Raw genomic sequence first — 23,187 nt, 5'->3', positions numbered from 1 at the left:
TTGAGAAGAGTGCGGTCATGTGCAAGGTTTACTTCATGACAAATCCCCTGCTGAGCCGCAGTCCCTTGCCCTACGGGCTCCCGCCGTTTGCCGGCATCCACGCCTCACACTATGCCGAGGCAGTGGATGCGGGGCTCGCCAAACACCTGGAAGAGATCCAGGCAATCGTGGACAATTCGGAACCGGCGTCTTTCACCAACACGGCCGTGGCCATGGAGCGCTCCGGCCGCCTGCTGGAGCGGGCCACGGCATCATTCTTCACGCTCGTATCAGCCGATGCCTCCGACGCCATCCGTGACCTGGAGACGGAATTGTCCCCGCGCCTGTCAGCCCATGAGGATGACATCTTCCTCAACCGGGCCCTATTTGACCGCTTTGCCGCGATAGACACAACGAACTGCGACGCCGAATCCGCTCGACTGGTGGAGGAGTATCTCAAGGAATTCCGGCAGTCAGGGATCCATCTGGAAGTCGCCGGCCAGGAACAGCTGAAAGCGGTCAACGCAGAGCTGTCCCGACTGGGCACGGAATTCGGCCAGCGGGTGAAGGAGGCCATGAAATCCGCAGCCCTCCTCCTTGATAGCGAAGATGAGCTGACAGGCCTGCCGGCCGACGACGTTGCCAGCGCAGCGGAAGCCGCACGCGTAGCTGGCCATGACGGCAAATTCCTGCTGACCCTCATCCAGCCCACCAACCAGCCGGCCATGGCCGCGCTCGAAAACAGGGAGGTCCGGCGTCGGCTGTTTGAAGCGTCCGTCAGCCGAGGGAGCGACAGCGGCGACCTCGATGTCCTGGCGCTGGCCAGGTCCATGGCCCGACTCCGGGCCGAAAAGGCCGCCCTCCTGGGATTCGCAAACTACGCGGAACTCGAAGCGGACCGGCAGACGGCGCCCGACTTTGAAGCTGTCCAGACCATGCTCGGGCGGCTGGCACCGGCCGCGGTCCGTAACGCCGACGCAGAGGCGGCCGCCCTGGCGGAGATCGCCGGGCACCCGTTGGAAACATGGGACTGGGCGTTCTACTCCGCCAAGGTCCGCCGGGAGAAATACGCCGTCGATGAGCAGGCCCTCAGGCCCTACTTCGAGCTGGACAGGGTGCTGCGGGATGGCATCTTCCATGCGGCCACCTCGCTGTACGGCATCACTTTCCACGAACGGGGAGACCTTGCCGGCTACCACCCGGACGTCCGCGTCTGGGAGGTCCGGAACGAGGACGGCAGCGGGCTGGGCCTGTTCCTGGGGGACTATTACACCAGGGAAACGAAGCGCGGCGGGGCATGGATGAACTGCCTCGTTGAACAATCCGGCCTGCTGGGCACCAAGGCAGTGGTCATCAACAACCTGAACATCTCCAAGCCGCCGGCGGGCGAGCCGACGCTCCTGACGCTGGATGAACTGCGGGCGGCATTCCACGAATTCGGCCACGCGTTGCACGGACTCCTGTCCAGCGTGACGTACCCCCGTTTTTCCGGGACCTCGGTACCCCGAGACTTCGTGGAATATCCGTCACAGGTCAACGAGATGTGGATCCTCTGGCCCGAGGTCCTGGCGAACTATGCCCGCCACTACGCGACCGGAGAGCAGCTCCCGCAGGACGTCGTGGACAAGCTGAACAAGTCCCGACTCTGGGGTGAGGGCTTCGCGACCACTGAATACCTCGGCGCGGCGCTGCTGGACCTGGCCTGGCATGTGCTGGAGCCCGGCAACGTCCCCGAGGACGCCCTCGAGTTCGAGGCGAAGGCCCTGGCCGCCGCGGGTATTGCCCATCCGCTGATCCCGCCGCGGTACCGCACCGGCTACTTCCAGCACATCTTCGCGGGCGCAGGCTACGCCGCCGGCTACTACTCCTACATCTGGAGTGAAGTGCTCGACGCCGAAACGGTGGACTGGTTCACGGAAAACGGCGGCATGACCCGCGCCAACGGGGAACGGTTCCGCCAGGAACTCCTGTCCCGGGGCAACAGCCGCGATCCCCTGGAGTCCTTCCGCATCCTGCGCGGCCGCGACGCCAGACTGGAGCCCCTCCTAAAGCGCCGCGGCCTCGAATAGTCCCCGCTCCCCCCACACCACAAAAAGAACGACGGCGGCGAGGTCACCGCAACTTGAGTTCTAGCGGTCGTTGCAACACCCATACATTTTGGGAGTTGCAACGACCGTGCCGCATTTAAGCGATATCTCAGCGGAGTCCCGGAAGTATGCGAGATCGACTGTTCAGCAGAGGGAAGCGTTCTTCCGAGTTTTTGACCGACTCGGAAGTGCGACATTGGCCGCGGCAGAACTGGGTTTGAACCGGAACAGCTGCTATCAGTGGCTCCGCAAGGCTGGCCTCACTTCCGGGAACACCGCATCAACCCGGCAGGCAGCCAGAGCCAAGTACACACCCGAACAGAAACGGGAGTTCTTGTCCGTTCTCGAGCGGGAAGGGAGCGTCACTGTTGCCGCTGCTGAGCTCAGCCTGAATGTAAACACCGCATTCCGCTGGGCACGCGAGGCGGGCATTTCCAGCCGACCGGTGAGTCATCGCAGGCGGGCGGAGTACCTGCGCTTACGAGACCAAGGACTGAGCCGGCGCGATGCGGTCCAGGCCCTGGGCGTCCCCCGCAGCAGTGCACGGGAGTGGGAGCTCGGGGTGAGGAAATCCGGCGGTCGACGCATTTATCCAGCTGGACGGAGAATGCACTACAACCATGATGTGGATTCTTCGACACTTCCTGCCGTCCCCGACAAAAGGCGGCAGACCCGGCCTGTATCGATCTCGGTGCTCGAACGGCCCATTGACCCGAGGTTTCTGTCGCTGCAAGAACGCGAAACCATCCGGGACCTGAACGCCGCTGGGGCTTCGCTGCGTTCAATCGCGGCAGTGTTGCAGCGATCGCCGTCGACCGTTAGCCGGGAAATCGCCCGTAACGGCCACCCGGGCGTTGGCTACCAGCCGTATGCGGCGCAACGTCAAGCTGCCTCACGCCGCGCCCGGCCCAAGACCGCGAAACTCGCTGGTGAATCGGACCTGAGCAACTACGTGAAAGAGAAACTGCTCATACGCTGGTCTCCAGAGCAGATCAGCCACACGCTGGTCGAAGATTTCCCCGAACTGCCGGAGATGCGTGTGTGCCCAGAGACGATCTATCAAGCCCTCTACGTCCAGGCCCGAGGCGGACTCAAACGCGAAATTCAGGCGGCCCTGCGCACCGGCCGGACCCGCCGCAAACCCCATATCACCGGCGAACAGCGCACCTCCCGCTTCACGGACCGCATGGTCATGATCTCCGAACGACCGCCCGAGGTCGAGGACCGTGCCGTCCCCGGCCACTGGGAATCTCAATGTTTCTGTCAAGCTGCTTGAGCGCTGATTCTGGCCATCGGTTCCTGGTAGATGGTGTGGTCGCGGAGCATGGCCCAGAGGACGTTCATGCGGCGTCTGGCGAGGGCAATGAGGGCCTGTTTGTGAGACTTTCCCTCGCTGCGTTTCCGGTCGTAGTAGGTTCTGGATGCGGGACTGTTTTTCAGGCTGGAGAGCGCGGCAAGGTAGCAGGTCCGGAGAAGTCTGCGGTTGAAGCGGCGTGGCCGATGCAGATTTCCGCTGATGCGTCCGGAATCGCGTGGGACCGGGGCCAGGCCTGCGACGCTGGCGAGGCGGTCGACGTTGTCGAACCCCTTGAGGTTACCGCCGATATTCGCGAGGAAAGTCGCCGCGAGAACCGGCCCGAACCCGGGCATGCTTAGTAGAACGTCGGCGCTGTCGTGTTGGTGGAACAGGTTGGTGATCTGGGTATCGACGTCGTCGATCTCTGCGTCAATGGCGCTGATCTGCTCGGCCAGCCGGACAGCCAGGGCAGAGCCGGTCGATTGTGTTGGCAGGACCGTGTGCTGGGAGTTCGCGGCTATCAGTGCCTTCTCGGCCATCTTGGCACTGTTCCGGCAGCCACGTTTTTTGAGCCAGCCGGCCAGCCGGCTCAGACCTATCCGCCGGATGGCCTCCGGGGTCTGATAGCCGCCTAGGAGGATCAGAGGCGCCTTCTTCGAGTAGTCGAACGCCCCCTCGAGCGCCGGAAAGTATTCCAGCAAGGTGGCGCGGAGCCGGTTGATTGCTCGGACTCGGTCACAGATCAGATCCGTGCGCCGCGCCGTAAGGAGCCGCAGGTCCACACTGATCTGGTCCGCACGACGGACGGGCTGCAGATCGGTGCGCATCCGCGCCTGATCGGCGATGATCCTGGCGTCTTTCGCATCCGTCTTGCCATCACCGCGGTAAGTTGCTGCGGCGTGGTGCACGATCCGTCCGGGGATATAAAGCAACTGCTGTGCATGCGCGGCCAGTAGCTCGATCAGCAGCGCGGCGCCTCCAGCGTTCAAATCCGTCGCCCAACAGACCTCTCCACCGGCCGCGACCTCCGCAACCTTGGCTATGAGGCCGAGGAGCACGCCCTCGTCGTTTTCAACCCGTGTCGAGAGCAGGACCTTCCCGGCCTGATCGATCACTACGCAATGATGAGCCCGCTTGCCCGAGTCGATTCCCACCCAAACCGCCGGCATGCTTTATCCCCCTTCAATCAGCTTCAATTTTTCATAACCCTGTCGATAACTACGCCGGCACGTCCTTACCCAACGATCAATGTCGTAATTCTCAATCAGCGGTCGAGTCATCGGCGGGCAGCGGGCGGCCATTCCCAGTGAGCCGTCCAAGCGGCAGGGAGACCTGTGCCATACCCGCCACCCGAGGGTGATCGAAACACTACGACAGCTCCGAAATCATCCACAACAACACCGTAAGGAAGGCGACCTGATCACCGGGACACTAAACCAGTCCGCCATCGCAACCCTGGTCGAACGCACCACCCGGTACGTGATGCTCGTGCACCTGCCCGCAGACCACACCGCTGAAACCGTCCGCGACGGCCTCGTCCGAACCATCAGTACCCTTCCAGCGCACCTGCGCGGCTCACTGACCTGGGACCAAGGCGCCGAAATGGCCGGACACCGATCCTTCACCATGGCCACCGACATGCCCGTCTACTTCTGCGACCCCGCAAGCCCCTGGCAGCGCGGCTCCAATGAGAACACCAACGGCTTATTGCGCCAGTACTTCCCCAAAGGCACGGACCTGTCCGTCTACGGCCCGGAAGATCTCGAACACGTCGCCCAGGAACTCAACGGCCGCCCACGCAAAACGCTCGGCTGGAAAACCCCAGCCGAGCGCCTGCGTGTTCTACTCTTGACTACTTAGCCACCGGCGGTGTTGCAACGACCCATGGAATCCGCCCAAAGGTGACTCGCCGCCGTCGCGGTTTGCTTGCTCGGAGGCAGGTACTGGTCCGGCAGCTTGCGTAAAAGGGGCCCTGCGTCCCCGCTCGCGGCGAAGCGGCCCCAGCGGGACGTGGGGAATAGCAAGCAGAGGATCAGGATCTGCCGTAAGGCAGAGAACTACCAGCCGCGCTCGGCGAGGCGGTGCGGCTGCGGGATCTCGTCGACGTTGATGCCCACCATGGCTTCGCCGAGGCCGCGGGAGGCCTTGGCGATGACGTCAGGGTCATCGAAGAACGTGGTGGCCTTGACGACGGCGGCGGCGCGCTGGGCCGGGTTGCCGGACTTGAAGATGCCGGAGCCGACGAACACACCGTCAGCGCCGAGCTGCATCATCATGGCCGCGTCAGCGGGGGTGGCGATGCCGCCGGCGGTGAACAGCACGACCGGAAGCTTGCCTGTCAGGGCGACTTCCTTGACCAGCTCGTACGGCGCCTGCAGTTCCTTGGCGGCGACGTAGAGCTCGTCCTCCGGCAGGGAGGAGAGCCTGCGCAGTTCGGCACGGATCTGGCGCATGTGGGTAGTGGCGTTGGAGACGTCGCCGGTGCCGGCCTCGCCCTTGGACCGGATCATCGCCGCGCCCTCATTGATGCGGCGCAGAGCCTCACCCAGGTTGGTGGCACCGCAGACGAAGGGAACGGTGAATTCCCATTTGTCGATGTGGTTGGCGTAGTCAGCCGGGGTCAGGACCTCGGACTCGTCAATGTAGTCCACGCCCAGGGACTGCAGGATCTGCGCCTCGACGAAGTGGCCGATCCGGGCCTTGGCCATGACCGGCACGGACACGGCATCGATGATCTTGTCGATCATGTCAGGATCCGACATCCGGGACACGCCGCCCTGGGCACGTATATCGGCGGGAACGCGTTCCAGCGCCATCACTGCAACGGCACCGGCATCTTCGGCGATGCGGGCCTGCTCGACGTTGACGACGTCCATGATGACGCCGCCCTTGAGCATCTCAGCCATGCCGCGCTTGACGCGCTTGCTGCCCGTGACGCTGTTCGGGGACGAACCGGCTTCGCTGCTTACATCAGGTGTAGACACAAAAACCCCTATGGGTAGATAGATGACCTTCGCCGGGGCGGGAAGGCGGCAAGGTCATGCCGCTAGATACACGCACCGGATTGCCGGATCCATTGACCGGGCATTCCTAATACTAGTCCTACCGCGGCCAGCGGGCTTAATCAGGATTAATCGGATGCAGTGGATTCCGCAAGGGCCTGGCGCCGGACTGACAGCACCCGCTGGATCACCGTGACCAGGCTGGCCAGCGCGAGGAGCCCGAGTGTCACCAGCAGGACGATTCCGGGGAGCCCCAGACCGGTGAATCCGGTGACGACCAGCACCGAGACGAGCCGCTCCGCCCGCTCCGCGATCCCAACGTTGGCAGTGAATCCCAGCGACTCGGCTTTAGCCCGGGCATAGGAGACCACCATGCCCAGGACCAGGCAGATGACGGCGGCCACAGCGATCGCGAAGTGGGCGCCACCTGTGAAGAACCAGATCGCGAGTCCGGCAAACAGTGCTCCGTCGGCGATCCTGTCCAGCGTGGAGTCCAGAAAGTTGCCCCACCGCCCGCCGGCATCACGCATCCGGGCCATGATGCCATCCAGCACGTCGGAAAAGACGAACGCCGTAATGAACAGCGTTCCCCACCAGAGGTGGCCGAGGGGGTAGAAGACCAGGGCGCCCACCACCACACCCGCTGTACCGATGACTGTGACTGCATCGGGGGAAACACCGATTTTGAGCAGCCAGCGGGCAAGCGGGGTGAACAACGCGGTGAAAAAACCGCGCGCGTGCCTATTCAGCATCCGTCTCCCCGGGCCAGGCCTGTGAAACCTGCTGGCGAACCTCATCCAGCGTCTGGGTGATGGCCTTGGTCTGGGCAATGATGGGGAAAAAGTTGCCGTCACCGCCCCACCGCGGAACGATGTGCTGATGCAGGTGGGCCGAAATCCCTGCTCCGCCCACCACACCCTGGTTCATGCCCAGGTTGAAGCCGCCCGGGTTAGCCACCTTGCGGAGGACTTTCATGGCGGTCTGCGTCAACTCTGCGAACTCCGCAGTCTCCTCGAGCGTGAGGTCGGTGTAGTCGGGCACATGCCGGTACGGGCAGACCAGCAGGTGGCCCGGGTTGTACGGGAACAGGTTGAGAACCACGTAGCAGGTCTTTCCCCGGTGCACGATGAGCGATTCTTCGTCAGTCCTGCTTGGGCCGACGCAGAAGGGGCAGTCCTCTTCGTTCTTGAACTGGTGCTGGCCGCCCTTGATGTAGGCCATCCGGTGCGGAGTCCACAGGCGCTGGAAGGCATCGGGGACACCCGCGAGATCGAAATCATCGGTCACGCCGGCATCGCCTGGATATCCTGCGCCTGTGTTCTCCTGCACCGTGTCTATATCCGTTCCGCTAGCTGGTCCGGTTGCGGACGGCTTCTGTGATCCGCTTGACTGCCTCGGCCACGGGCACGCCGTTGTCCTGGCTGCCGTCCCGGAAGCGGAAGGACACCGCGCCGGCCTCGGCGTCGTCGCCGCCTGCAATCAGGACGAACGGGATCTTGTTCTTGCTTGCAGTGCGGATCTTTTTGGGGAACCTGTCCGAGCTGGTGTCCACCTCGGCGCGGATGCCCGCCGCCTTAAGCTGGTCAACGACGTCGAACACGTAGTCGTTGAATGTTTCGGCCACGGGGATGCCCACCACCTGTACGGGGGCCAGCCAGGCCGGGAACGCCCCGGCGTAGTGCTCGGTGAGCACGCCCATGAACCGCTCGATGGAGCCGAACAGTGCACGGTGGATCATCACAGGCCGCTGCCGGGTACCGTCTGCAGCCTGGAACTCCAGTTCGAACCGTTCCGGGAGGTTGAAGTCCAGCTGGATGGTGGACATCTGCCAGGTACGGCCCAGGGCGTCCTTGGCCTGCACGGAAATCTTCGGCCCGTAGAACGCGGCTCCGCCCGGATCCGCCACGAGTTCCAGCCCGGAGTCATGCGCCACCTCCTCGAGGGTCCTGGTGGCTTCCTCCCAGGCGGCGTCCTCCCCGACATACTTCTCCGGGTCCTTGGTGGAAAGCTCCAGGTAGAAGTCGTTCAGGCCGTAATCCTGCAGGAGCCCAAGGACGAAGTTCAGGGTTTTAGTGAGCTCATCCTTCATCTGCTCCCGCGTGCAATAGATGTGGGCATCGTCCTGCGTCATGCCACGCACCCTGGTCAGCCCGTGGACCACACCGGACTTTTCGTACCGGTAGACGGACCCGAATTCGAAGAGTCGTAGGGGCAGTTCCCGGTAGGACCGTCCGCGGGAGCGGAAGATCAGGTTGTGCATCGGGCAGTTCATCGGCTTGAGGTAGTAGTCCTGCGCGGGTTTGCGGACAGTACCGTCAGCGTTGAGTTCCTCATCCACCCGCATCGGGGGGAACATGCCGTCCTTGTACCAGTCAAGGTGGCCCGAGACCTCATACAGGTGGCCCTTGGTGATGTGGGGTGTGTAGACGAACTCGTAGCCGGCGTCGACGTGGCGCTGGCGGGAGTAGTCCTCCATCTCCTTGCGGATGATGCCGCCCTTGGGGTGGAATACCGGCAATCCCGAACCGAGCTCGTCAGGGAAGGAAAACAGGTCCAGTTCCACGCCAAGCTTGCGGTGGTCCCGCCGTTCTGCTTCTGCGAGGCGCTCCTGGTAGGCCTTCAGCTCATCCTTGGTGGGCCAGGCCGTGCCGTAAATCCGCTGCAGCTGCTGGTTCTTCTGGTTGCCCAGCCAGTAGGCGGAGGAGGAACGCGTCAGCGCGAAGGCGTTGGAAATGAGTTTGGTGTTGGGCAGGTGCGGGCCGCGGCAGAGATCGCACCAGACGCTGTCGCCGCTTTTCCGGTCCACGTTGTCGTAGATGGTGATGTCCCCGGCGCCGACTTCGACGTTGACTCCTTCACCGGCTTCGGCGGCCTCGTTCTTCTTGCCCAGCAGTTCCAGTTTGTAGGGCTCGTCCTTCACGGCTTCGCGGGCTTCGTCTTCGCTGACCACGCGGCGGACGAACTTCTGGTTCTGGTTGACGATCTTGAGCATCATCTTTTCCAGGGTCCTGAGGTCCTCCGGGGTAAACGGTGCTGCGACATCGAAGTCGAAGTAGAAGCCGTCCGTGATGTACGGGCCGATTCCCAGCTTCGCGTCCGGGCGCAGTTGCTGCACTGCCTGCGCCATGACATGGGCCGTGGAGTGGCGGAGCACGTTCAGGCCGTCAGGCGAACCGATGGTCACGGCCTGGATCTCGGCACCTTCAGGCAGTTCCTGGTCCAGGTCCTTCAGCTCGCCGTTAATGCGGGCCACAACGACGTCACGGCGCTCAAAGAAGAGTTCCGCACCGGTTGTCCCGGTAGTCACCTTGGTCTCTTCGCCGTCGACGATGAGGGTGATCTGCTGGGCATCTGACACGGGTGTCTCCTATTCAAAGTTTAGGCTTCATAGCTTGTGGCGTACGGGGACCACAGCCAGCCATCGTCAATGCTATCGGTTTCGCCGGGGGCCGACCAACGGGACCGGGCCGTGTTCAGCTGCCCATTCCGGTAATTGCCAGGCTCCGGCTGATCCCGTCCAGCGGATGCGGAACGTCCGCAGTCTCCGGTGCGGACTGCGGGAAGGGCAGCGTTTCGATCCGGCTTAAGTCCCAGGCCATGTTGGCGCTCAGGCTGATTCCCCTGGGACCGGTACGCCGCGTGGTGCCCCGGATGAGCAGCAGCCGCGTTCCGAACAGCAGCATTCCCGCCTGTTCCTGTGCCTCATGGAAGAAGACCGAGTCGACGCAGCCTGTGCCGTCGTCGATGCTGATGAAGACCACGCGGCGGCCGCCACGCATGGGCGGCGTCTGCGTGGCGATGCGCACCCCGGCAACCAGCACCTCGGTGCCGTTGCGCAGGCCAAGCAGCTTGTCCGCAGTGGTGACCCCGAGCCTGTCCAGCATAGGACGGTGGCTGTCCATCAGATGCCCGCTGGCGTCAATGGCCATCAGGTCAAGTTCCGCCCTGACATTGTCCACCAGGGTGGGCGCGGGAAGGCCTGGCTTCACGTTCCGGAGTTCCACGTCCCCCAGCGGCAATGCCAACTGCCCTTCCATGACCTCTGGGGCCTTCCTGGTGCTTCCCGTGGCCTGGAGCTTTTGCAGGTGCTGGACCAGGTCCGCCCGGTTGGCTGCGCCGCCGGATTCCCGGTGGAGTGAGTCAAAGGCACCCAGCTGGGCCAGCCTCTTGATGCTGGGCTTACTGAGCCTTGACCGGTCGCGGAGATCCGCCAGCGATTCGTAGGGCTGACCGGAGACAATGCGTTTGAGCTCGGCAGCGGACATGCCGTATATCCCATTGAGGCTCAGCCTGATTCCCAGTTTGCCGCGGTCCTTTCCATCAGCGATCCGTTCTACCCGGTATTCCGCCTGGCTGCGGTTGATGTCCAGGGGCAGGATCGGGATACCGAGCCTGCGGGCTTCCGCCACCAGGAGCCGCTTGGGATACATCCCGGGATCGTGTTCCCATAACCCCGCCAGGAAGGCTTCGGGATGGTGCGCCTTGAGCCAGGCTGACTGGTAGGTGGGCACGGCAAAAGCCGCACCGTGTGCCTTGCAGAAGCCAAAACTGGCGAAGGACTTCAGGGTCCCCCAGACCTTATCCACCACGTCAGGGGCGTAGCCCTTGATCCGGGCTTCCCTTCGGAAGTACTCCTCCACTTGCGGCTCACGTTCCTCATTGCCCAGAATGCGGCGGAATTCGTCAGCACGGGCGAGGCCGCATCCTGTCATGATGTCGAAGGTCTTCAGGATCTGTTCATGGAAAACGGTGACCCCATGCGTTTCCTGAAGCACGGGTTTCAGGTCAGGGTGCGGATAAACTTCCGGGGCGAAACCGTGCCGGTGTTCCAGGAATGGCCGCACCATATCCGATTTCATGGGCCCCGGCCTGAACAGCGAGATATCGATGATGAGGTCATTGAAGTCCCTGGGTGCCATCTTGCCCACCAGCTCACGCTGGCCCGGGGATTCGATCTGGAAACAGCCCAGGGTGTGAGTGCTTCGGATGAGCTCATAGGTTGGTTCGTCATCAAGGGGCACGGCATTCAACTCGATATGCCCATTCTCGGCGATATAGTCCGGCCCGGTGCCATCAGGGCCTGTGGGGTGTGCACCCGCGGCGACCACTTCCGCTTTGGAGGAGTGGATCCGGATGACTTCCCTGACAGCAAAGGCCATGGCACTCTGCATCCGGACCCCCAGGACATCGAGCTTGAGCATGCCCATGGGATCCATGTCGTGCTTGTCGAACTGGCTCATAGGCAGCCCCAGTCCGCTCGGCTGGACAGGGGTCCGGTCAAGCAGGGTCGCATCGCCCAGGATCACCCCGCAGGGGTGCATGGATATGTGCCGCGGAAGCCGGTCAAGGCGTTCAGTAAGGTCCACGAGCAGGTCCAGCTGCTGGTTTTCTGTAAACTCCCGTTGTTCCACCCGCCCGGCGAACTCCCTCAGCTCAGGCTTTTCCGCCATTGCCTCCCGGAACTTTCGGGCAGAAAAACGCCACAGTTGCTTCGCGATTTCCCCCACATCGCCCTGATCCATGCCCAAAGCCATCCCGGCGTCCCGGACGGCGCCGCGGGCGCGGTAGCCGTTCTGCATACTCATGAGCGTGACCCGCTCGGCGCCGAACCGGTCAAAGATCCTCCGGTAGACGTTATGGCGTTCTGCGCTTTCAACATCAAGGTCAATATCGGGCAAAGTGGCCCGGTCCCGGGACAGGAACCGTTCGAAAACAAGGTCGTGCTGCAGGGGGTTCACCTGGCTGATATCGATCAGGTAATTGACCAGGCTGGAAGCGCCGGAACCACGGGCGGCGACGCGGACCCCCATGTCAATGATCATCCTGGAAACTTCCGCCACCGTGAGGAAGTAGGAGGAGAATCCAAGGTTCTGGATGATACCCAGTTCATGGGTGAGGCGCTGGCGCATGTCCTTTTCGGCGGTACCGGATATACCCGGGAACCGCCTGGCAATGCCGGCCTCGCAGCGCTGCACCAGTTCAATATCAGGGTCCTGGCTGATGCCGATCACTGAGGCTTCAGGGACAACCGGTTGTTTCCAGCCCATGTCCGCCACTGGATCAATCCTGCAAAGGTCAGCGAGCACCTCGGTCTGGGCCATCAGCTGTTTAAGATCGGCGGCACCATACCCTGCGGCACTGATGATTTCCTTGCCCAGTTGGAGCATCTGACCGGCTGATTTCAACCAGCCCTGGCCGTTTGGCTGGAGCAGGGGCTCGGCGGCAAGTTCCGGAAGCGACTTCAGCGTCCGGGCTGAGTCCAGCACGTCTGCCGTTGCGGCGCCGTCCTCGGCGCAGTACCGGGCAGCATTGGTGAGCACGGCAGGGACCCCGTGTTCTTCCGCGAGTTTAAGCATGCGGACTGCATGGGCTGTGCTCAGGGGCGCGCCGGGCGCGCTGAGCTGGGAGACAATTTCAGCCACCACAGTCCCTGCCGGCATGGCATCGAGCCAGCGTTTGAAAAGGGTGCGGGGACGCAGGTAGCGCCGTCCGCCCAGGGCCAGTCCGACGTCGGAATCGGGTCCTATCAGGACGGTCAATACCGGCTTAAGGGTCCGTGGATCAAGGGTCCGGGATGCAAGTTCGGCCCGGGTGATAGCCACGGGAACCGCTCCCCCGGCCTTACCGGAGGTGCGGGCATGGGCGTCCGATACCAGCCGGCACAGGGCACGGTATCCGGCTCCCTGGTTGTTTCCGCGGGCGAGCACGACTACCCGGCCGGCAAGTTGGGTTCGTTGGTCGCCGTCGTCGTCGAAGACCGCAAGGTCAACCCCCACAATGGGGTCTATTCCGGCAGCCATGCAGGCTTTGAGGTGTTTGATGGTGCCGTAGAGCCCGTCCCTGTCCGTGCATGCGAGCGCAGTAGCGCCATCCGCGGCGGCAACCTGGGCAAGCTCGTCCGGCCAGGAAACGCCGTAATGGGCGCTGAAGGCAGTAGATACGTGGAGGTGCGTGAAAGTCATGCTGTTCGGGGGTGGAGTGCGTCATGGATCCGCAGGAGCCTCCAGCGGCCACTGCCGATGTGCCGGGTCAGGTCAAGGGTGAGCTCGCCTGTGGCGGCGTCGGAACCCTGGGGGCGATCCGAGGCGCGTACCTGGACGCGCCAGATCTCGTGGTCCACCAGCCCGGGCCCGCTTCCCAGGGGTGCGCGGCTTTCCTCTACCCACCATTGCCGGCGTTCGTACCACCGAACCGGATCAGCGCATACCGTATAGCGCCGTCCTGCCCATTGAAGCTCCTGAGGCTCCCCGGCAGCGGTGCAGACGACGTCAACTGACTCGCTGAACATGCCCATGGGCGCCTCCCGAACTGAACTGAACCCTTATGGAATTCATTGCTGACGGCCTTCAAAATACCGGCCCTTCGAATACATATTCGAACGATTCCAGTCTACGCCGGTGCCCTGACAAAACCTAGAAGGGGGTGGACGGACGGGACGGCAGGGAGCAGGATTGTGCCATGAGTACCCATGACGCACTCCTCAAGCACGTAAGCATCAAGGCCCTGGACTCAACGCTGGTGGCCACCTTCGATATCGACGGCAACATCCCGGGATCCGGTGCATACGTGGTGGGGCTTGTGGCAGCCAGTCCCGACTATTCATCACAGAGACGTCTGGGCATCGAGTTCATGAACGGGGAAGCTATTGCCTTCTACTCGTTCAGTCACGAACAGGGCACCGAAGAAAACTACGATCTCAGCGGGGTCTCGCACTCCGGCAACACCATTACAGGCAACTTCCCGGCAGCAGCCATCCACGGGCTGGGCAAGGGCCATATCATGTCAGCCTTCAGCGAGGCCGACGGCCGGGAATTCCAGGCCGGCGTCGCCGTCGAGGAAGCTCTATAAAGAGGGAAGAGCGCTACTGCTCAGCTGTTCTCGTTGTGGACCTTGAGCTCGAGTTCGATGAAGCCTGAGATCATGGCCCGGTAGGTGGACTCTACGATGTCCGGATCGATGTCCTTCTTTTCCGCAGCCGACCGGACATGCTCGATAATCCTCTCGACCCGGCCGGGAGCACGGACTTCCGCGTCGTCTCCCTTAAGGGTCCCGGCGATCCGGATCAACCGTTCACGCCGGGCAATGAGAGTGACGATCTGGTCGTCCACCTCGTCGACCGCGATCCGCACTGCAGCCAGTTGTTCTTTGTCTGCCAGGGCGTCTCTGTCGTTTCCTTGAATTGTCGCCATCTTCTGACAGTATCGAAGCATGCAGCCCAGAGTCGACTTCATCTCATTAGGTGTACGCAGCGTTGCCGCTTCCCGCCGCTTCTACGCTGAGGGGCTTGGCTGGCCCGTCCACCGCGAATTTCCCGGCGATGTGGTGTTCATCCAGGTCAACCACGGCTTGATTCTCTCCCTCTGGGACGCCGGCCAGATGCAGGCGGAGGCGGACGTTGACGCTCCGGGTGGCGTACCCTGCATCACCCTCAGCCATAACCTTGGCAGCACCGATGAGGTGGACCAGGTGATGGCGGACGCCGCTGCGGCCGGGGCGGCCATCGTTGCTGCGCCCGTCACCCAGCCCTGGGGCGGGTACAGCGGCTATTTCGCTGATCCGGACGGCTTCCGCTGGGAGGTTGCCTACAACCCCACCTGGACAGTGGACGACGACGGCAAGGTCACCGTCTAGGGGTCAGGAACCTCTGCCATCACCCGGTCACAGAACGGGACTCCTCAGAACAGCGCTTCGACCGGCCGGATCAGTTGGGGTGAGTTGTTGCGTACGTTCCCCACCTCTTTGCCCACGGAATCGACTCGCCACGCCGCGGCAACGTCCTTCACGCCGGCCCGGACCAGCTCCACCAGGGCGGGCGCATCGTCGGCCTCCGGATCCAGCCAGTGCTCCATCGTGGCCCGGTCCATAGGCAGCGGCACACGGTCGTGCAGTGCCGTCAGCTGGCCAAAAATGGTGGATTCCGCTCCCGGGGGCGGAGTGTCCGCCGTCAGGATGGAAGTGGAAAGCATCCAGCGGCCGGGATCCCCCTCTGCCTTGGACGGGTCTTTCCACCATTCGTAGAGGCCGGCGAAAACCAGCCCGCTCCCTTCGGCCGGGCGGACATAGTAGGGCTGCTTGCTCTTGTCTGCCCCCTGCTTCCATTCGTAGTAGCCATCCGCCGGGACCGCGCATCTCCGCGACTGGACGGCCTTACGGAATGCCGGCTTTTCCAGGACGCTCTCACTCCGCGCGTTGATCATCCTGGCCCCGATGCCCGGATCCTTGGCCCAGGACGGAACCAGCCCCCACCGGGCCACGTGCAGCTGCCGCACGGTCGCGTCGTCGATCAGCCGCTCCAGGACAATCGGCACATCATCGGTGGGAGCCACATTCCAGGACGGCGGAATGTCCACCTCTTCCTCCAGCCGGGCATCAAACTCAGCAAGCAGGTCCCCCACGGCCCGTGCCATAACATAGCGTCCACACATGGCTCCAGCATGCCATTGGCCTTCAAGTGGTGTCATCCGATGTTAAATGCCGGCGCGGATCCGGGGAATACTGCCCGGCAGGATACCGTTGTGGGGAACAAACACCCTCAACACGTAGGAGAGCTCCGTGGACTTTACTCCCGAATCCGGCACCATCACCATGTTTTCCACTACCTGGTGCGGCTACTGCAACCGGCTCAAGAAGCAGTTGGACGCGCAGGGCATCGGTTACACGGAAATCAACATCGAGGAAGTTGATGGGACCGCCGAACTCGTGGAGCAGATCAACGGCGGCAACCGGACTGTTCCCACCGTGCTTTTCCCCGACGGCACCGCCGCCACCAACCCCTCGGCAGCCGAGGTCAAGTCCCGTCTGGCAGCCTAAGAGTCACGCCTCAGAGTCAGCCTCGCTGAGTGTGACGGCGAGGCCCCAAGCGGGTTAGGCCTCCCCGTCGCGGCCGGCATAGCTGCCGAATTCGGCGAACCGCAGGGAGGCCTGACCCGCATAAGTGCCAAGCAGCGCCTCCTCGATCGCTTTGACGTCCAGCCCCGGCACCAGATCATTGACTGCTCCCGCGGTCGCTGGATCCCAGTCAAGGCCCAGTGCTTCGTAGCTGTCCGTCAATACCCTGCGGATGGGAGCGGAATTCTCGACCACGATCACAGAGCTGAACAGCCAGCCCCCGGCCACCACGCGCTGGGCCGTGCCGATGAGCTTCACCCGGTGTGCAGCGTCCCGGGGGTCAAGGCCATGGACACTGAATTCCCCCGGGCAGTACTCCCCCGGAATTTCGCCGACCGCAGCCTGCACGCCGGCACTGCGAAGGGCAACTGCCAACAGTTCGCCAAAGAAGGCGAACCGGCTCTTTGATCCGGCAATGGCGTCCGCGTGCGGTTCCACATGATCAACCACGAGCGTGCCCTCGTGGTAGGCGGCGGCGCGACCCCCGGCCTTGCGGACCAGGGGTTCAAAGCCCTGGTCACGGCAGGCTTGGGCGGCGGCATCGAATCCCGGCAGCCGGGCGTCCCGCTGGCCGAAGGCCACCGTGGGTTTCGGCCGGTACAGCCTCAGGGTAGGGCCGATCCTGCCGGTTTTTGCCTGCGTCAGCAGTTCAATCCCGAACTCAAGGTCCCGGGCCGCCCCCAGCGAGCGCTCCTGCCGCACGACAGTCAGAGTTCCAAGTCCGGCCCCGGCGTCACGCATGTTCGTGAGCTCTCCTGTGGTCATGGTGCAGTTCCTCGCTGTCCCGGCCGCCTGACCGGCAGGCCCACCCTAGGTTACGCCCTGGTCGTCCGGGACGCCGCCTTCTTCTCATGGCAAACGTGTCAGGATCTGCGCAGTATCAGGATCTGCGCAGTATCAGGATCTGCGCAGTATCAGGATCTGCGCAGTGTCAGGATCTGTTCGGCTCGCCCGAACGGTCCCTGCAGGTCGTGCAGGACAGTGGAGGTCAGGCCAATGCCATCTGCTCCGAAGGATACGGCGTTGTCCAGTCCAAGCCATTCCCCCTCCGGCCGGCGGTACATGTGGATCTGCAGGTCAAGGTTGGGGAACGCGTAACTGTCCTTGCCCGGAGGGACCCGTGCGGCGATCCCGTTGGCCGTGTCCACCAGGCCCATGAGGCGGGCCAGGTCACCGCTGTCTGCGTCATCCGTGAGCGGGTGTTCAGTCCGCAGCCAGACCTTGCCGGCCCCCGGCCGGTGGCCCTCCGCCACCCTCATCTCAATTGAGCGGATGTAGCCGCCGGGCCAGACGCTGGCGCCGTCGTAGGGTTTGCATTCGTACGGCCCGGGTATGGCGGTGTCCTCGACGGCGGCCACCTCACTGGTGTCGCTGGTCACCATCCGCCAGGCAGTGGCCCGGATGGCCACCCTGCCATGGGCCACCAGGTCCGCCTGCAACAGCTCAATGGTCCGGCCGGGACGGAGGGTGGCGGTTTCGATGTGGAACTCCCCGCCCGGGATCAGGCCCAGGATCTCGAAGCTCAGGCGCGCCATCCGCAGGTGAGCGCGGGGCTCGTGCCGTTCCAGGCTGTCCACCATCAGCCCCGAGGCCGGCGCCATGTGCTGTTCGTGTTCGTTCCAGGCGCCCTGGGCGTGGATAGTGGAGCGGAACCTGCCGCCGCCCAGCGACTGGTAGTAGAAGTTGCCTTCGGCAAGTTCGGGCAGTTCTTTGGTCAACGTTGGCCCTCCTGCGGTTTTGGGTGAATCGGGATTAACTCTAGCCGTTGGCGGCGGGGGGCGCGTTGTTCCGGACGCGGCGAAATGTCGGAGCCCGGGGACCGCTATCTGGGTAGACTCAGGAACTGGTCCTGTCAGCAACCCTCCGAAGAGGTGCTCAACCGATGCGCGTCATCAGCTACAACCTTCGCAAGCACAAGGCGAGCGGTGAACTCCTTGCACTTGCCCAGAATTTCGAAATCGACGCCCTGTGCCTTCAGGAAGTGGACTCCAGCGACCTGCCGGAGACCCTGGGACCGCTGCATCTTGCGGACACTACCAAGGGAAACCGCCTGGGCCTGGCCATCTATTACCGCACCAGCCGCTTTACGGCCATGGATACCCAGTCCTTCGCCCTGAAGAAGTCGCTTCATGACAGGGTGCTCGCCCCGGCCCACGAACGCCTCATCGGAACCCGGGTGATGGACAACGAAACGCAGCACGAGCTGGTGATCGGATCCTTCCATGCCGCACCACTGACCGCTTCCAACTCGCTGAGGCGGAAACAGATCCATGCCGCCCACGCAGAACTGCTGACCATGGGAAGCGGCCTCATGACGCTCATGGTCGGGGATTTCAACTACCCGTTCTTCACCAAGAGCCTCGATGAACACATGAAGAACTCCGGCTACTCGCTGTCACTCAGCGACCGCCGCACTTACACCCGGTACAAGGTATTCAAGGGGCACTTCGACTTCGCCACGTCGCTGGGCCTGGATATTGAAAGCGTGGAAACCCTGCCGCGCGGTGAGTCGGACCACCTGCCCATCCTTGTTAGCGCGGAGTACGGCAAGGACTACTGACGGTTATTTCCCGGCCCCGTAGCCCGCGCGATCCCGCCTTCCGCGAGGTCCAGCATCCGCTGGCGCAGTTCAGGCCATGCGGCTGCGAAACCGGGATGCAGTTCGTTGCTTTCCACTTCTGACAGCGGAACCCACCGCAGCTCAATGCTCTCCGGATCGCTGATGACGGGATCAAAGGGCTTCCGGACCAGCAGGACCACGGTGGTGTAGGACCAGTAGCCGACGTCCAGGACAGAAGTGAACAGGATGCTTACATCCTTGGCGGGGACGGCGGCCTCCTCGTGCGCTTCCCGGAGCGCACCCGTGACGGCGTCCTCGCCTTGATGCAGCGCGCCGCCGGGCAATCCCCAGGTTCCGCCGTTGTGGCTCCAGGCCGCGCGGTGCTGCAGGAGTACCCCCTTGTCCGGATCGTAGGCAAGGACACCGGCCGCGCCGAACCTGCCCCAGAAACGTCCCTGGGCGCCTTCCACCCAGGCATCGCCGGGATCCCGCGGCCCGGTGCGGACGGGCGGAGCCTGGCCTGCGTTCGAAAGGCCCGCATCCGGGGACATGGCTGCCAATGAGTGATCCATGGCTCCAGTCTGACAGGCACCCGGCGGCACAGGCGATGTCAGCGGCGGGCCACGCCGCGGGCTAACCCGCGTGGCTGCGTTCGACGGCGAAATCACCGCCGGGATACATGATGGTCTCGTGTCCGTCGTCAAAGCGCACAAGGTAGGGCGGAGCACCGCCCTGGCCCCTGACTTCCACGATTACCCCGTGCCGGTCTGATGATTCAACAGTCCTTCCCCGAACGATGATCCTGTCGCCCTGCGCTGCCTCCATGGCAATCACCTCCAGCCCCAGATTACGACGTGCGGACGCGCCCGAACAGGGCCGCATGGCAGGATTCAGCTATGCCCCTGCGCCTCCTGCTGATCTCCGACACCCATGTGCCCCACCGGGCCCGGACCCTCCCCGCACAGGCCTGGTCCGCCGTCGAAAACGCTGATGTCGTCTTCCATGCCGGCGACTGGGTGACGGCGGGACTCCTGGATGAATTCGAGCGGCGAAGCCGCCGGCTGGTGGCCGTCTTCGGCAACAACGACGGGCCGGACCTCAGAAGCCGCCTCAGCGAAAAGGTGGCAGTGACCCTGGAAGGCGTCAGGTTCGCCATGGTGCATGAAACAGGCCCCGCAAAGGGCAGGGAGGACCGCTGCGATGAAGTGTTTCCCGATGCCGATGTCCTGGTCTTCGGACACAGCCACATCCCCTGGGACACCACGTCGGCACGCGGACTGCGGCTGCTGAACCCCGGCTCCCCCACCGACCGCAGGCGCCAGCCTGTCTGTACCTACATGACCGCCGTGGTGCATGACGGCCGACTGCTGGACGTCGAACTCGTGGAAGTCCGGAAGGACTGACAATCGGCTTTGCAGGAGCTTTCCTCATTGCCTAGGCTTAAACCCTAAGCATGCTTAGCTTCTGCACCAGGAGGACCATCATGACCGACCAGTACACCTTCAGAAACCCGGTGACGGCCTACGGGAAGATCTCGCCGCCGGAGCAGCACCAGCCCGAGCCGGGCCTGGACGCGGGCCTGGAACCCAAGGCCGATCTGGGCGAAGCGACCTACCGGGGCACTGGACGGCTTGAAGGCCGGAAGGCGATCGTGACGGGGGCGGACTCGGGGATCGGGGCCGCAACAGCCATCGCCTTCGCCCGTGAAGGCGCCGACGTCGTGTTGTCCTACTTGCCCCAAGAGGAGGAGGACGCAGCCCGGATCGCAGCCCTGGTTGAGGCGGCCGGCCGCCAGGCCGTCAAGGTGCCGGGCGACCTCAAGGACCGGTTGGCCTGCCTCGACCTGGTGGACACCGCCGTCGCAGTCCTCGGCGGTGTGGACATCCTCGTCAACAACGCCGGAAAGCAGGTGGCACAGGAGGACCTGACGGAGATCACGGATGAGCAGTTCGACCACACGGTGAAGACGAACGTCTATGCCATGTTCTGGCTCACCAAGGCGGCGCTCCCGCACCTCCCGGCCGGCTCTGCGATCATCAACACCACGTCGATCCAGGCCTACAATCCATCGCCCACGCTGGTGGACTATGCCACCACCAAAGCCAGCATCAACAACTTCACGAAAGGCCTGGCCCAGCAGCTGGCGCCGAAGGGGATCCGTGTCAACGCCGTGGCACCGGGCCCTGTGTGGACGCCGCTGCAGGTCAGCAGCGGCCAGCCGAAGGAGAAGCTGCCGGAGTTCGGGCAGTCCACTCCCCTGGGCCGTGCCGGCCAGCCTGCCGAGCTCGCCCCGGCCTACGTGTTCCTGGCGTCCGCGGAATCCAGCTTCGTGATCGGGGAAACCCTGAACGTCAACGGGGGAAACCCCACACCCTAGGGGGTGCCGCCCTTATAGGGGTGCCGGGCAGCAGAACCCCGACGGCGGGCGGCCGCCGTAGCAGGCGGATTCCATGGGTCGTTGCAACACCGCCGGTGGCTAAGTAGTCAAGAGTAGAACACGCAGGCGCTCGGCTGGGGTTTTCCAGCCGAGCGTTTTGCGTGGGCGGCCGTTGAGTTCCTGGGCGACGTGTTCGAGATCTTCCGGGCCGTAGACGGACAGGTCCGTGCCTTTGGGGAAGTACTGGCGCAATAAGCCGTTGGTGTTCTCATTGGAGCCGCGCTGCCAGGGGCTTGCGGGGTCGCAGAAGTAGACGGGCATGTCGGTGGCCATGGTGAAGGATCGGTGTCCGGCCATTTCGGCGCCTTGGTCCCAGGTCAGTGAGCCGCGCAGGTGCGCTGGAAGGGTACTGATGGTTCGGACGAGGCCGTCGCGGACGGTTTCAGCGGTGTGGTCTGCGGGCAGGTGCACGAGCATCACGTACCGGGTGGTGCGTTCGACCAGGGTTGCGATGGCGGACTGGTTTAGTGTCCCGGTGATCAGGTCGCCTTCCTTACGGTGTTGTTGTGGATGATTTCGGAGCTGTCGTAGTGTTTCGATCACCCTCGGGTGGCGGGTATGGCACAGGTCTCCCTGCCGCTTGGACGGCTCACTGGGAATGGCCGCCCGCTGCCCGCCGATGACTCGACCGCTGATTGAGAATTACGACATTGATCGTTGGGTAAGGACGTGCCGGCGTAGTTATCGACAGGGTTATGAAAAATTGAAGCTGATTGAAGGGGGATAAAGCATGCCGGCGGTTTGGGTGGGAATCGACTCGGGCAAGCGGGCTCATCATTGCGTAGTGATCGATCAGGCCGGGAAGGTCCTGCTCTCGACACGGGTTGAAAACGACGAGGGCGTGCTCCTCGGCCTCATAGCCAAGGTTGCGGAGGTCGCGGCCGGTGGAGAGGTCTGTTGGGCGACGGATTTGAACGCTGGAGGCGCCGCGCTGCTGATCGAGCTACTGGCCGCGCATGCACAGCAGTTGCTTTATATCCCCGGACGGATCGTGCACCACGCCGCAGCAACTTACCGCGGTGATGGCAAGACGGATGCGAAAGACGCCAGGATCATCGCCGATCAGGCGCGGATGCGCACCGATCTGCAGCCCGTCCGTCGTGCGGACCAGATCAGTGTGGACCTGCGGCTCCTTACGGCGCGGCGCACGGATCTGATCTGTGACCGAGTCCGAGCAATCAACCGGCTCCGCGCCACCTTGCTGGAATACTTTCCGGCGCTCGAGGGGGCGTTCGACTACTCGAAGAAGGCGCCTCTGATCCTCCTAGGCGGCTATCAGACCCCGGAGGCCATCCGGCGGATAGGTCTGAGCCGGCTGGCCGGCTGGCTCAAAAAACGTGGCTGCCGGAACAGTGCCAAGATGGCCGAGAAGGCACTGATAGCCGCGAACTCCCAGCACACGGTCCTGCCAACACAATCGACCGGCTCTGCCCTGGCTGTCCGGCTGGCCGAGCAGATCAGCGCCATTGACGCAGAGATCGACGACGTCGATACCCAGATCACCAACCTGTTCCACCAACACGACAGCGCCGACGTTCTACTAAGCATGCCCGGGTTCGGGCCGGTTCTCGCGGCGACTTTCCTCGCGAATATCGGCGGTAACCTCAAGGGGTTCGACAACGTCGACCGCCTCGCCAGCGTCGCAGGCCTGGCCCCGGTCCCACGCGATTCCGGACGCATCAGCGGAAATCTGCATCGGCCACGCCGCTTCAACCGCAGACTTCTCCGGACCTGCTACCTTGCCGCGCTCTCCAGCCTGAAAAACAGTCCCGCATCCAGAACCTACTACGACCGGAAACGCAGCGAGGGAAAGTCTCACAAACAGGCCCTCATTGCCCTCGCCAGACGCCGCATGAACGTCCTCTGGGCCATGCTCCGCGACCACACCATCTACCAGGAACCGATGGCCAGAATCAGCGCTCAAGCAGCTTGACAGA

General features: G+C 63.4%; 21 protein-coding genes and 3 pseudogenes. 10 read left to right on the top strand and 14 right to left on the bottom strand.

The features are described 5' to 3' along the window. Positions 1 to 35 precede the first annotated feature (35 nt). Both QFZ40_RS08440 and QFZ40_RS08435 read left to right on the top strand, forming a co-directional pair. A complete protein-coding gene (locus QFZ40_RS08440; protein WP_306903843.1) occupies positions 36 to 2,048 on the top strand; it encodes a M3 family metallopeptidase in 2,013 nt (670 codons plus the stop codon). Positions 2,049 to 2,559: 511 nt separating this feature from the next. Next, positions 2,560 to 3,315, top strand: a pseudogene (locus QFZ40_RS08435) (IS30 family transposase); the annotation flags it as partial. Between the two features lie 14 nt (positions 3,316 to 3,329). Here QFZ40_RS08435 and QFZ40_RS08430 read toward each other — a convergent pair. Continuing rightward, the gene (locus tag QFZ40_RS08430; RefSeq protein WP_306902761.1) at positions 3,330 to 4,532 is read right to left on the bottom strand and encodes an IS110 family transposase; all 1,203 of its coding nucleotides are present in this window, start codon (positions 4,530 to 4,532) and stop codon (positions 3,330 to 3,332) included. 238 nt (positions 4,533 to 4,770) lie between these two features. Between QFZ40_RS08430 and QFZ40_RS08425 the strand changes: the two are divergent. Then, positions 4,771 to 5,223, top strand: a pseudogene (locus QFZ40_RS08425) (IS30 family transposase); the annotation flags it as partial. Between the two features lie 197 nt (positions 5,224 to 5,420). Here the strand turns inward: QFZ40_RS08425 and pdxS are convergent. The 6 genes from pdxS to QFZ40_RS08395 all read right to left on the bottom strand — a co-directional run bounded on the left by pdxS (position 5,421) and on the right by QFZ40_RS08395 (position 13,659). Further along, positions 5,421 to 6,347, bottom strand: a complete 927-nt coding sequence (pdxS, locus tag QFZ40_RS08420) for a pyridoxal 5'-phosphate synthase lyase subunit PdxS (protein ID WP_306903842.1) — start codon at positions 6,345 to 6,347, stop codon at positions 5,421 to 5,423. 146 nt (positions 6,348 to 6,493) lie between these two features. Then, a complete protein-coding gene (pgsA, locus tag QFZ40_RS08415) occupies positions 6,494 to 7,117 on the bottom strand; it encodes a phosphatidylinositol phosphate synthase (protein WP_306903840.1) in 624 nt (207 codons plus the stop codon). Beyond that, positions 7,107 to 7,694 carry an HIT family protein gene (locus tag QFZ40_RS08410; RefSeq protein ID WP_306903839.1) on the bottom strand — a complete coding sequence of 196 codons (588 nt, stop codon included), beginning with the start codon at positions 7,692 to 7,694 and terminating at the stop codon, positions 7,107 to 7,109. The genes pgsA and QFZ40_RS08410 overlap by 11 nt, the downstream gene beginning before the upstream one ends. Before the next feature lie 19 nt (positions 7,695 to 7,713). Next, positions 7,714 to 9,723, bottom strand: coding sequence for a threonine--tRNA ligase (thrS, locus tag QFZ40_RS08405; RefSeq protein WP_306903838.1), 2,010 nt, complete (start codon positions 9,721 to 9,723; stop codon positions 7,714 to 7,716). 115 nt (positions 9,724 to 9,838) lie between these two features. Continuing rightward, positions 9,839 to 13,327 (bottom strand): DNA polymerase III subunit alpha, encoded by a 3,489-nt coding sequence (locus tag QFZ40_RS08400; RefSeq protein WP_306903837.1) that lies wholly within the window; start codon positions 13,325 to 13,327, stop codon positions 9,839 to 9,841. Then, positions 13,324 to 13,659, bottom strand: coding sequence for a DUF6504 family protein (locus tag QFZ40_RS08395; protein WP_306903836.1), 336 nt, complete (start codon positions 13,657 to 13,659; stop codon positions 13,324 to 13,326). Before QFZ40_RS08395 ends, QFZ40_RS08400 begins: the two co-directional genes overlap by 4 nt. Positions 13,660 to 13,823: 164 nt before the next feature. Here QFZ40_RS08395 and QFZ40_RS08390 point away from each other — a divergent pair, with 164 nt between their 5' ends. Next, positions 13,824 to 14,213, top strand: a complete 390-nt coding sequence (locus tag QFZ40_RS08390) for a hypothetical protein (protein WP_306903835.1) — start codon at positions 13,824 to 13,826, stop codon at positions 14,211 to 14,213. Between the two features lie 20 nt (positions 14,214 to 14,233). Here the strand turns inward: QFZ40_RS08390 and QFZ40_RS08385 are convergent, their stop codons facing one another. Next, positions 14,234 to 14,554: a chorismate mutase gene (locus QFZ40_RS08385; RefSeq protein ID WP_306903833.1), complete on the bottom strand. Its 321-nt coding sequence runs from the start codon at positions 14,552 to 14,554 to the stop codon at positions 14,234 to 14,236. Between the two features lie 19 nt (positions 14,555 to 14,573). Between QFZ40_RS08385 and QFZ40_RS08380 the strand changes: the two genes are divergently transcribed. After that, positions 14,574 to 14,996, top strand: a complete 423-nt coding sequence (locus QFZ40_RS08380; protein ID WP_306903832.1) for a VOC family protein — start codon at positions 14,574 to 14,576, stop codon at positions 14,994 to 14,996. 44 nt (positions 14,997 to 15,040) lie between these two features. On the opposite strand, the gene QFZ40_RS08375 is transcribed toward QFZ40_RS08380, so the two are convergent. Then, positions 15,041 to 15,790 carry an SOS response-associated peptidase gene (locus QFZ40_RS08375; protein WP_306903831.1) on the bottom strand — a complete coding sequence of 250 codons (750 nt, stop codon included), beginning with the start codon at positions 15,788 to 15,790 and terminating at the stop codon, positions 15,041 to 15,043. Between the two features lie 127 nt (positions 15,791 to 15,917). Between QFZ40_RS08375 and QFZ40_RS08370 the strand changes: the two genes are divergently transcribed. After that, positions 15,918 to 16,175: a mycoredoxin gene (locus QFZ40_RS08370; RefSeq protein WP_214959633.1), complete on the top strand. Its 258-nt coding sequence runs from the start codon at positions 15,918 to 15,920 to the stop codon at positions 16,173 to 16,175. A gap of 54 nt (positions 16,176 to 16,229) precedes the next feature. Here QFZ40_RS08370 and QFZ40_RS08365 read toward each other — a convergent pair whose 3' ends face one another. Both QFZ40_RS08365 and QFZ40_RS08360 read right to left on the bottom strand, forming a co-directional pair. Continuing rightward, positions 16,230 to 16,994, bottom strand: a complete 765-nt coding sequence (locus QFZ40_RS08365; protein WP_306906870.1) for a lipoate--protein ligase family protein — start codon at positions 16,992 to 16,994, stop codon at positions 16,230 to 16,232. A 173-nt stretch (positions 16,995 to 17,167) separates the two neighbouring features. Beyond that, positions 17,168 to 17,971 (bottom strand): thioesterase family protein, encoded by an 804-nt coding sequence (locus QFZ40_RS08360; RefSeq protein WP_306903829.1) that lies wholly within the window; start codon positions 17,969 to 17,971, stop codon positions 17,168 to 17,170. Positions 17,972 to 18,135: 164 nt separating this feature from the next. Here QFZ40_RS08360 and QFZ40_RS08355 point away from each other — a divergent pair, with 164 nt between their 5' ends. Next, positions 18,136 to 18,813 (top strand): endonuclease/exonuclease/phosphatase family protein, encoded by a 678-nt coding sequence (locus tag QFZ40_RS08355; protein ID WP_306903828.1) that lies wholly within the window; start codon positions 18,136 to 18,138, stop codon positions 18,811 to 18,813. On the opposite strand, the gene QFZ40_RS08350 is transcribed toward QFZ40_RS08355, so the two are convergent. Beyond that, complete coding sequence (locus tag QFZ40_RS08350; RefSeq protein WP_373427411.1) at positions 18,807 to 19,385, bottom strand: NUDIX domain-containing protein; 579 nt, start codon at positions 19,383 to 19,385, stop codon at positions 18,807 to 18,809. The two genes, QFZ40_RS08355 and QFZ40_RS08350, sit on opposite strands and share 7 nt — an antisense overlap. A 61-nt stretch (positions 19,386 to 19,446) precedes the next feature. Further along, complete coding sequence (locus tag QFZ40_RS08345; protein WP_306903827.1) at positions 19,447 to 19,638, bottom strand: DUF1918 domain-containing protein; 192 nt, start codon at positions 19,636 to 19,638, stop codon at positions 19,447 to 19,449. Positions 19,639 to 19,709: 71 nt separating this feature from the next. On the opposite strand from QFZ40_RS08345, the gene QFZ40_RS08340 reads away from it, so the two are divergent. Next, complete coding sequence (locus QFZ40_RS08340) at positions 19,710 to 20,216, top strand: metallophosphoesterase family protein (protein ID WP_306903826.1); 507 nt, start codon at positions 19,710 to 19,712, stop codon at positions 20,214 to 20,216. 80 nt (positions 20,217 to 20,296) lie between these two features. Continuing rightward, positions 20,297 to 21,190, top strand: a complete 894-nt coding sequence (locus QFZ40_RS08335) for a glucose 1-dehydrogenase (protein ID WP_306903825.1) — start codon at positions 20,297 to 20,299, stop codon at positions 21,188 to 21,190. 99 nt (positions 21,191 to 21,289) lie between these two features. Here the strand turns inward: QFZ40_RS08335 and QFZ40_RS08330 are convergent. Then, positions 21,290 to 21,742 (bottom strand): annotated as a pseudogene (locus QFZ40_RS08330) (IS30 family transposase); the annotation flags it as partial. A 238-nt stretch (positions 21,743 to 21,980) separates the two neighbouring features. Between QFZ40_RS08330 and QFZ40_RS08325 the strand changes: the two are divergent. Continuing rightward, the gene (locus QFZ40_RS08325; RefSeq protein ID WP_306902761.1) at positions 21,981 to 23,183 is read left to right on the top strand and encodes an IS110 family transposase; all 1,203 of its coding nucleotides are present in this window, start codon (positions 21,981 to 21,983) and stop codon (positions 23,181 to 23,183) included. Positions 23,184 to 23,187 lie beyond the last annotated feature (4 nt).

The organism is Arthrobacter pascens, from assembly GCF_030816475.1.
Classification (GTDB): Bacteria; Actinomycetota; Actinomycetes; order Actinomycetales; family Micrococcaceae; genus Arthrobacter; species Arthrobacter pascens_B.
The sequence above is the reverse complement of the archived record's forward strand: the minus strand, read 5'-3'. Positions and strand labels throughout refer to the sequence as shown.

Excerpts from the sequence above, each read along its gene's own strand:
- QFZ40_RS08440 (WP_306903843.1), top strand. The coding sequence starts at position 36 with ATGACAAATCCCCTGCTGAGCCGCAGTCCCTTGCCCTACGGGCTCCCG.
- QFZ40_RS08430 (WP_306902761.1), bottom strand. The coding sequence starts at position 4,532 with ATGCCGGCGGTTTGGGTGGGAATCGACTCGGGCAAGCGGGCTCATCAT.
- pgsA (WP_306903840.1), bottom strand. The coding sequence starts at position 7,117 with ATGCTGAATAGGCACGCGCGCGGTTTTTTCACCGCGTTGTTCACCCCG.
- QFZ40_RS08400 (WP_306903837.1), bottom strand. The coding sequence starts at position 13,327 with ATGACTTTCACGCACCTCCACGTATCTACTGCCTTCAGCGCCCATTAC.
- QFZ40_RS08395 (WP_306903836.1), bottom strand. The coding sequence starts at position 13,659 with ATGGGCATGTTCAGCGAGTCAGTTGACGTCGTCTGCACCGCTGCCGGG.
- QFZ40_RS08390 (WP_306903835.1), top strand. The coding sequence starts at position 13,824 with ATGAGTACCCATGACGCACTCCTCAAGCACGTAAGCATCAAGGCCCTG.
- QFZ40_RS08385 (WP_306903833.1), bottom strand. The coding sequence starts at position 14,554 with ATGGCGACAATTCAAGGAAACGACAGAGACGCCCTGGCAGACAAAGAA.
- QFZ40_RS08380 (WP_306903832.1), top strand. The coding sequence starts at position 14,574 with ATGCAGCCCAGAGTCGACTTCATCTCATTAGGTGTACGCAGCGTTGCC.
- QFZ40_RS08375 (WP_306903831.1), bottom strand. The coding sequence starts at position 15,790 with ATGTGTGGACGCTATGTTATGGCACGGGCCGTGGGGGACCTGCTTGCT.
- QFZ40_RS08365 (WP_306906870.1), bottom strand. The coding sequence starts at position 16,994 with ATGCGTGACGCCGGGGCCGGACTTGGAACTCTGACTGTCGTGCGGCAG.
- QFZ40_RS08355 (WP_306903828.1), top strand. The coding sequence starts at position 18,136 with ATGCGCGTCATCAGCTACAACCTTCGCAAGCACAAGGCGAGCGGTGAA.
- QFZ40_RS08350 (WP_373427411.1), bottom strand. The coding sequence starts at position 19,385 with ATGGATCACTCATTGGCAGCCATGTCCCCGGATGCGGGCCTTTCGAAC.
- QFZ40_RS08345 (WP_306903827.1), bottom strand. The coding sequence starts at position 19,638 with ATGGAGGCAGCGCAGGGCGACAGGATCATCGTTCGGGGAAGGACTGTT.
- QFZ40_RS08340 (WP_306903826.1), top strand. The coding sequence starts at position 19,710 with ATGCCCCTGCGCCTCCTGCTGATCTCCGACACCCATGTGCCCCACCGG.
- QFZ40_RS08335 (WP_306903825.1), top strand. The coding sequence starts at position 20,297 with ATGACCGACCAGTACACCTTCAGAAACCCGGTGACGGCCTACGGGAAG.
- QFZ40_RS08325 (WP_306902761.1), top strand. The coding sequence starts at position 21,981 with ATGCCGGCGGTTTGGGTGGGAATCGACTCGGGCAAGCGGGCTCATCAT.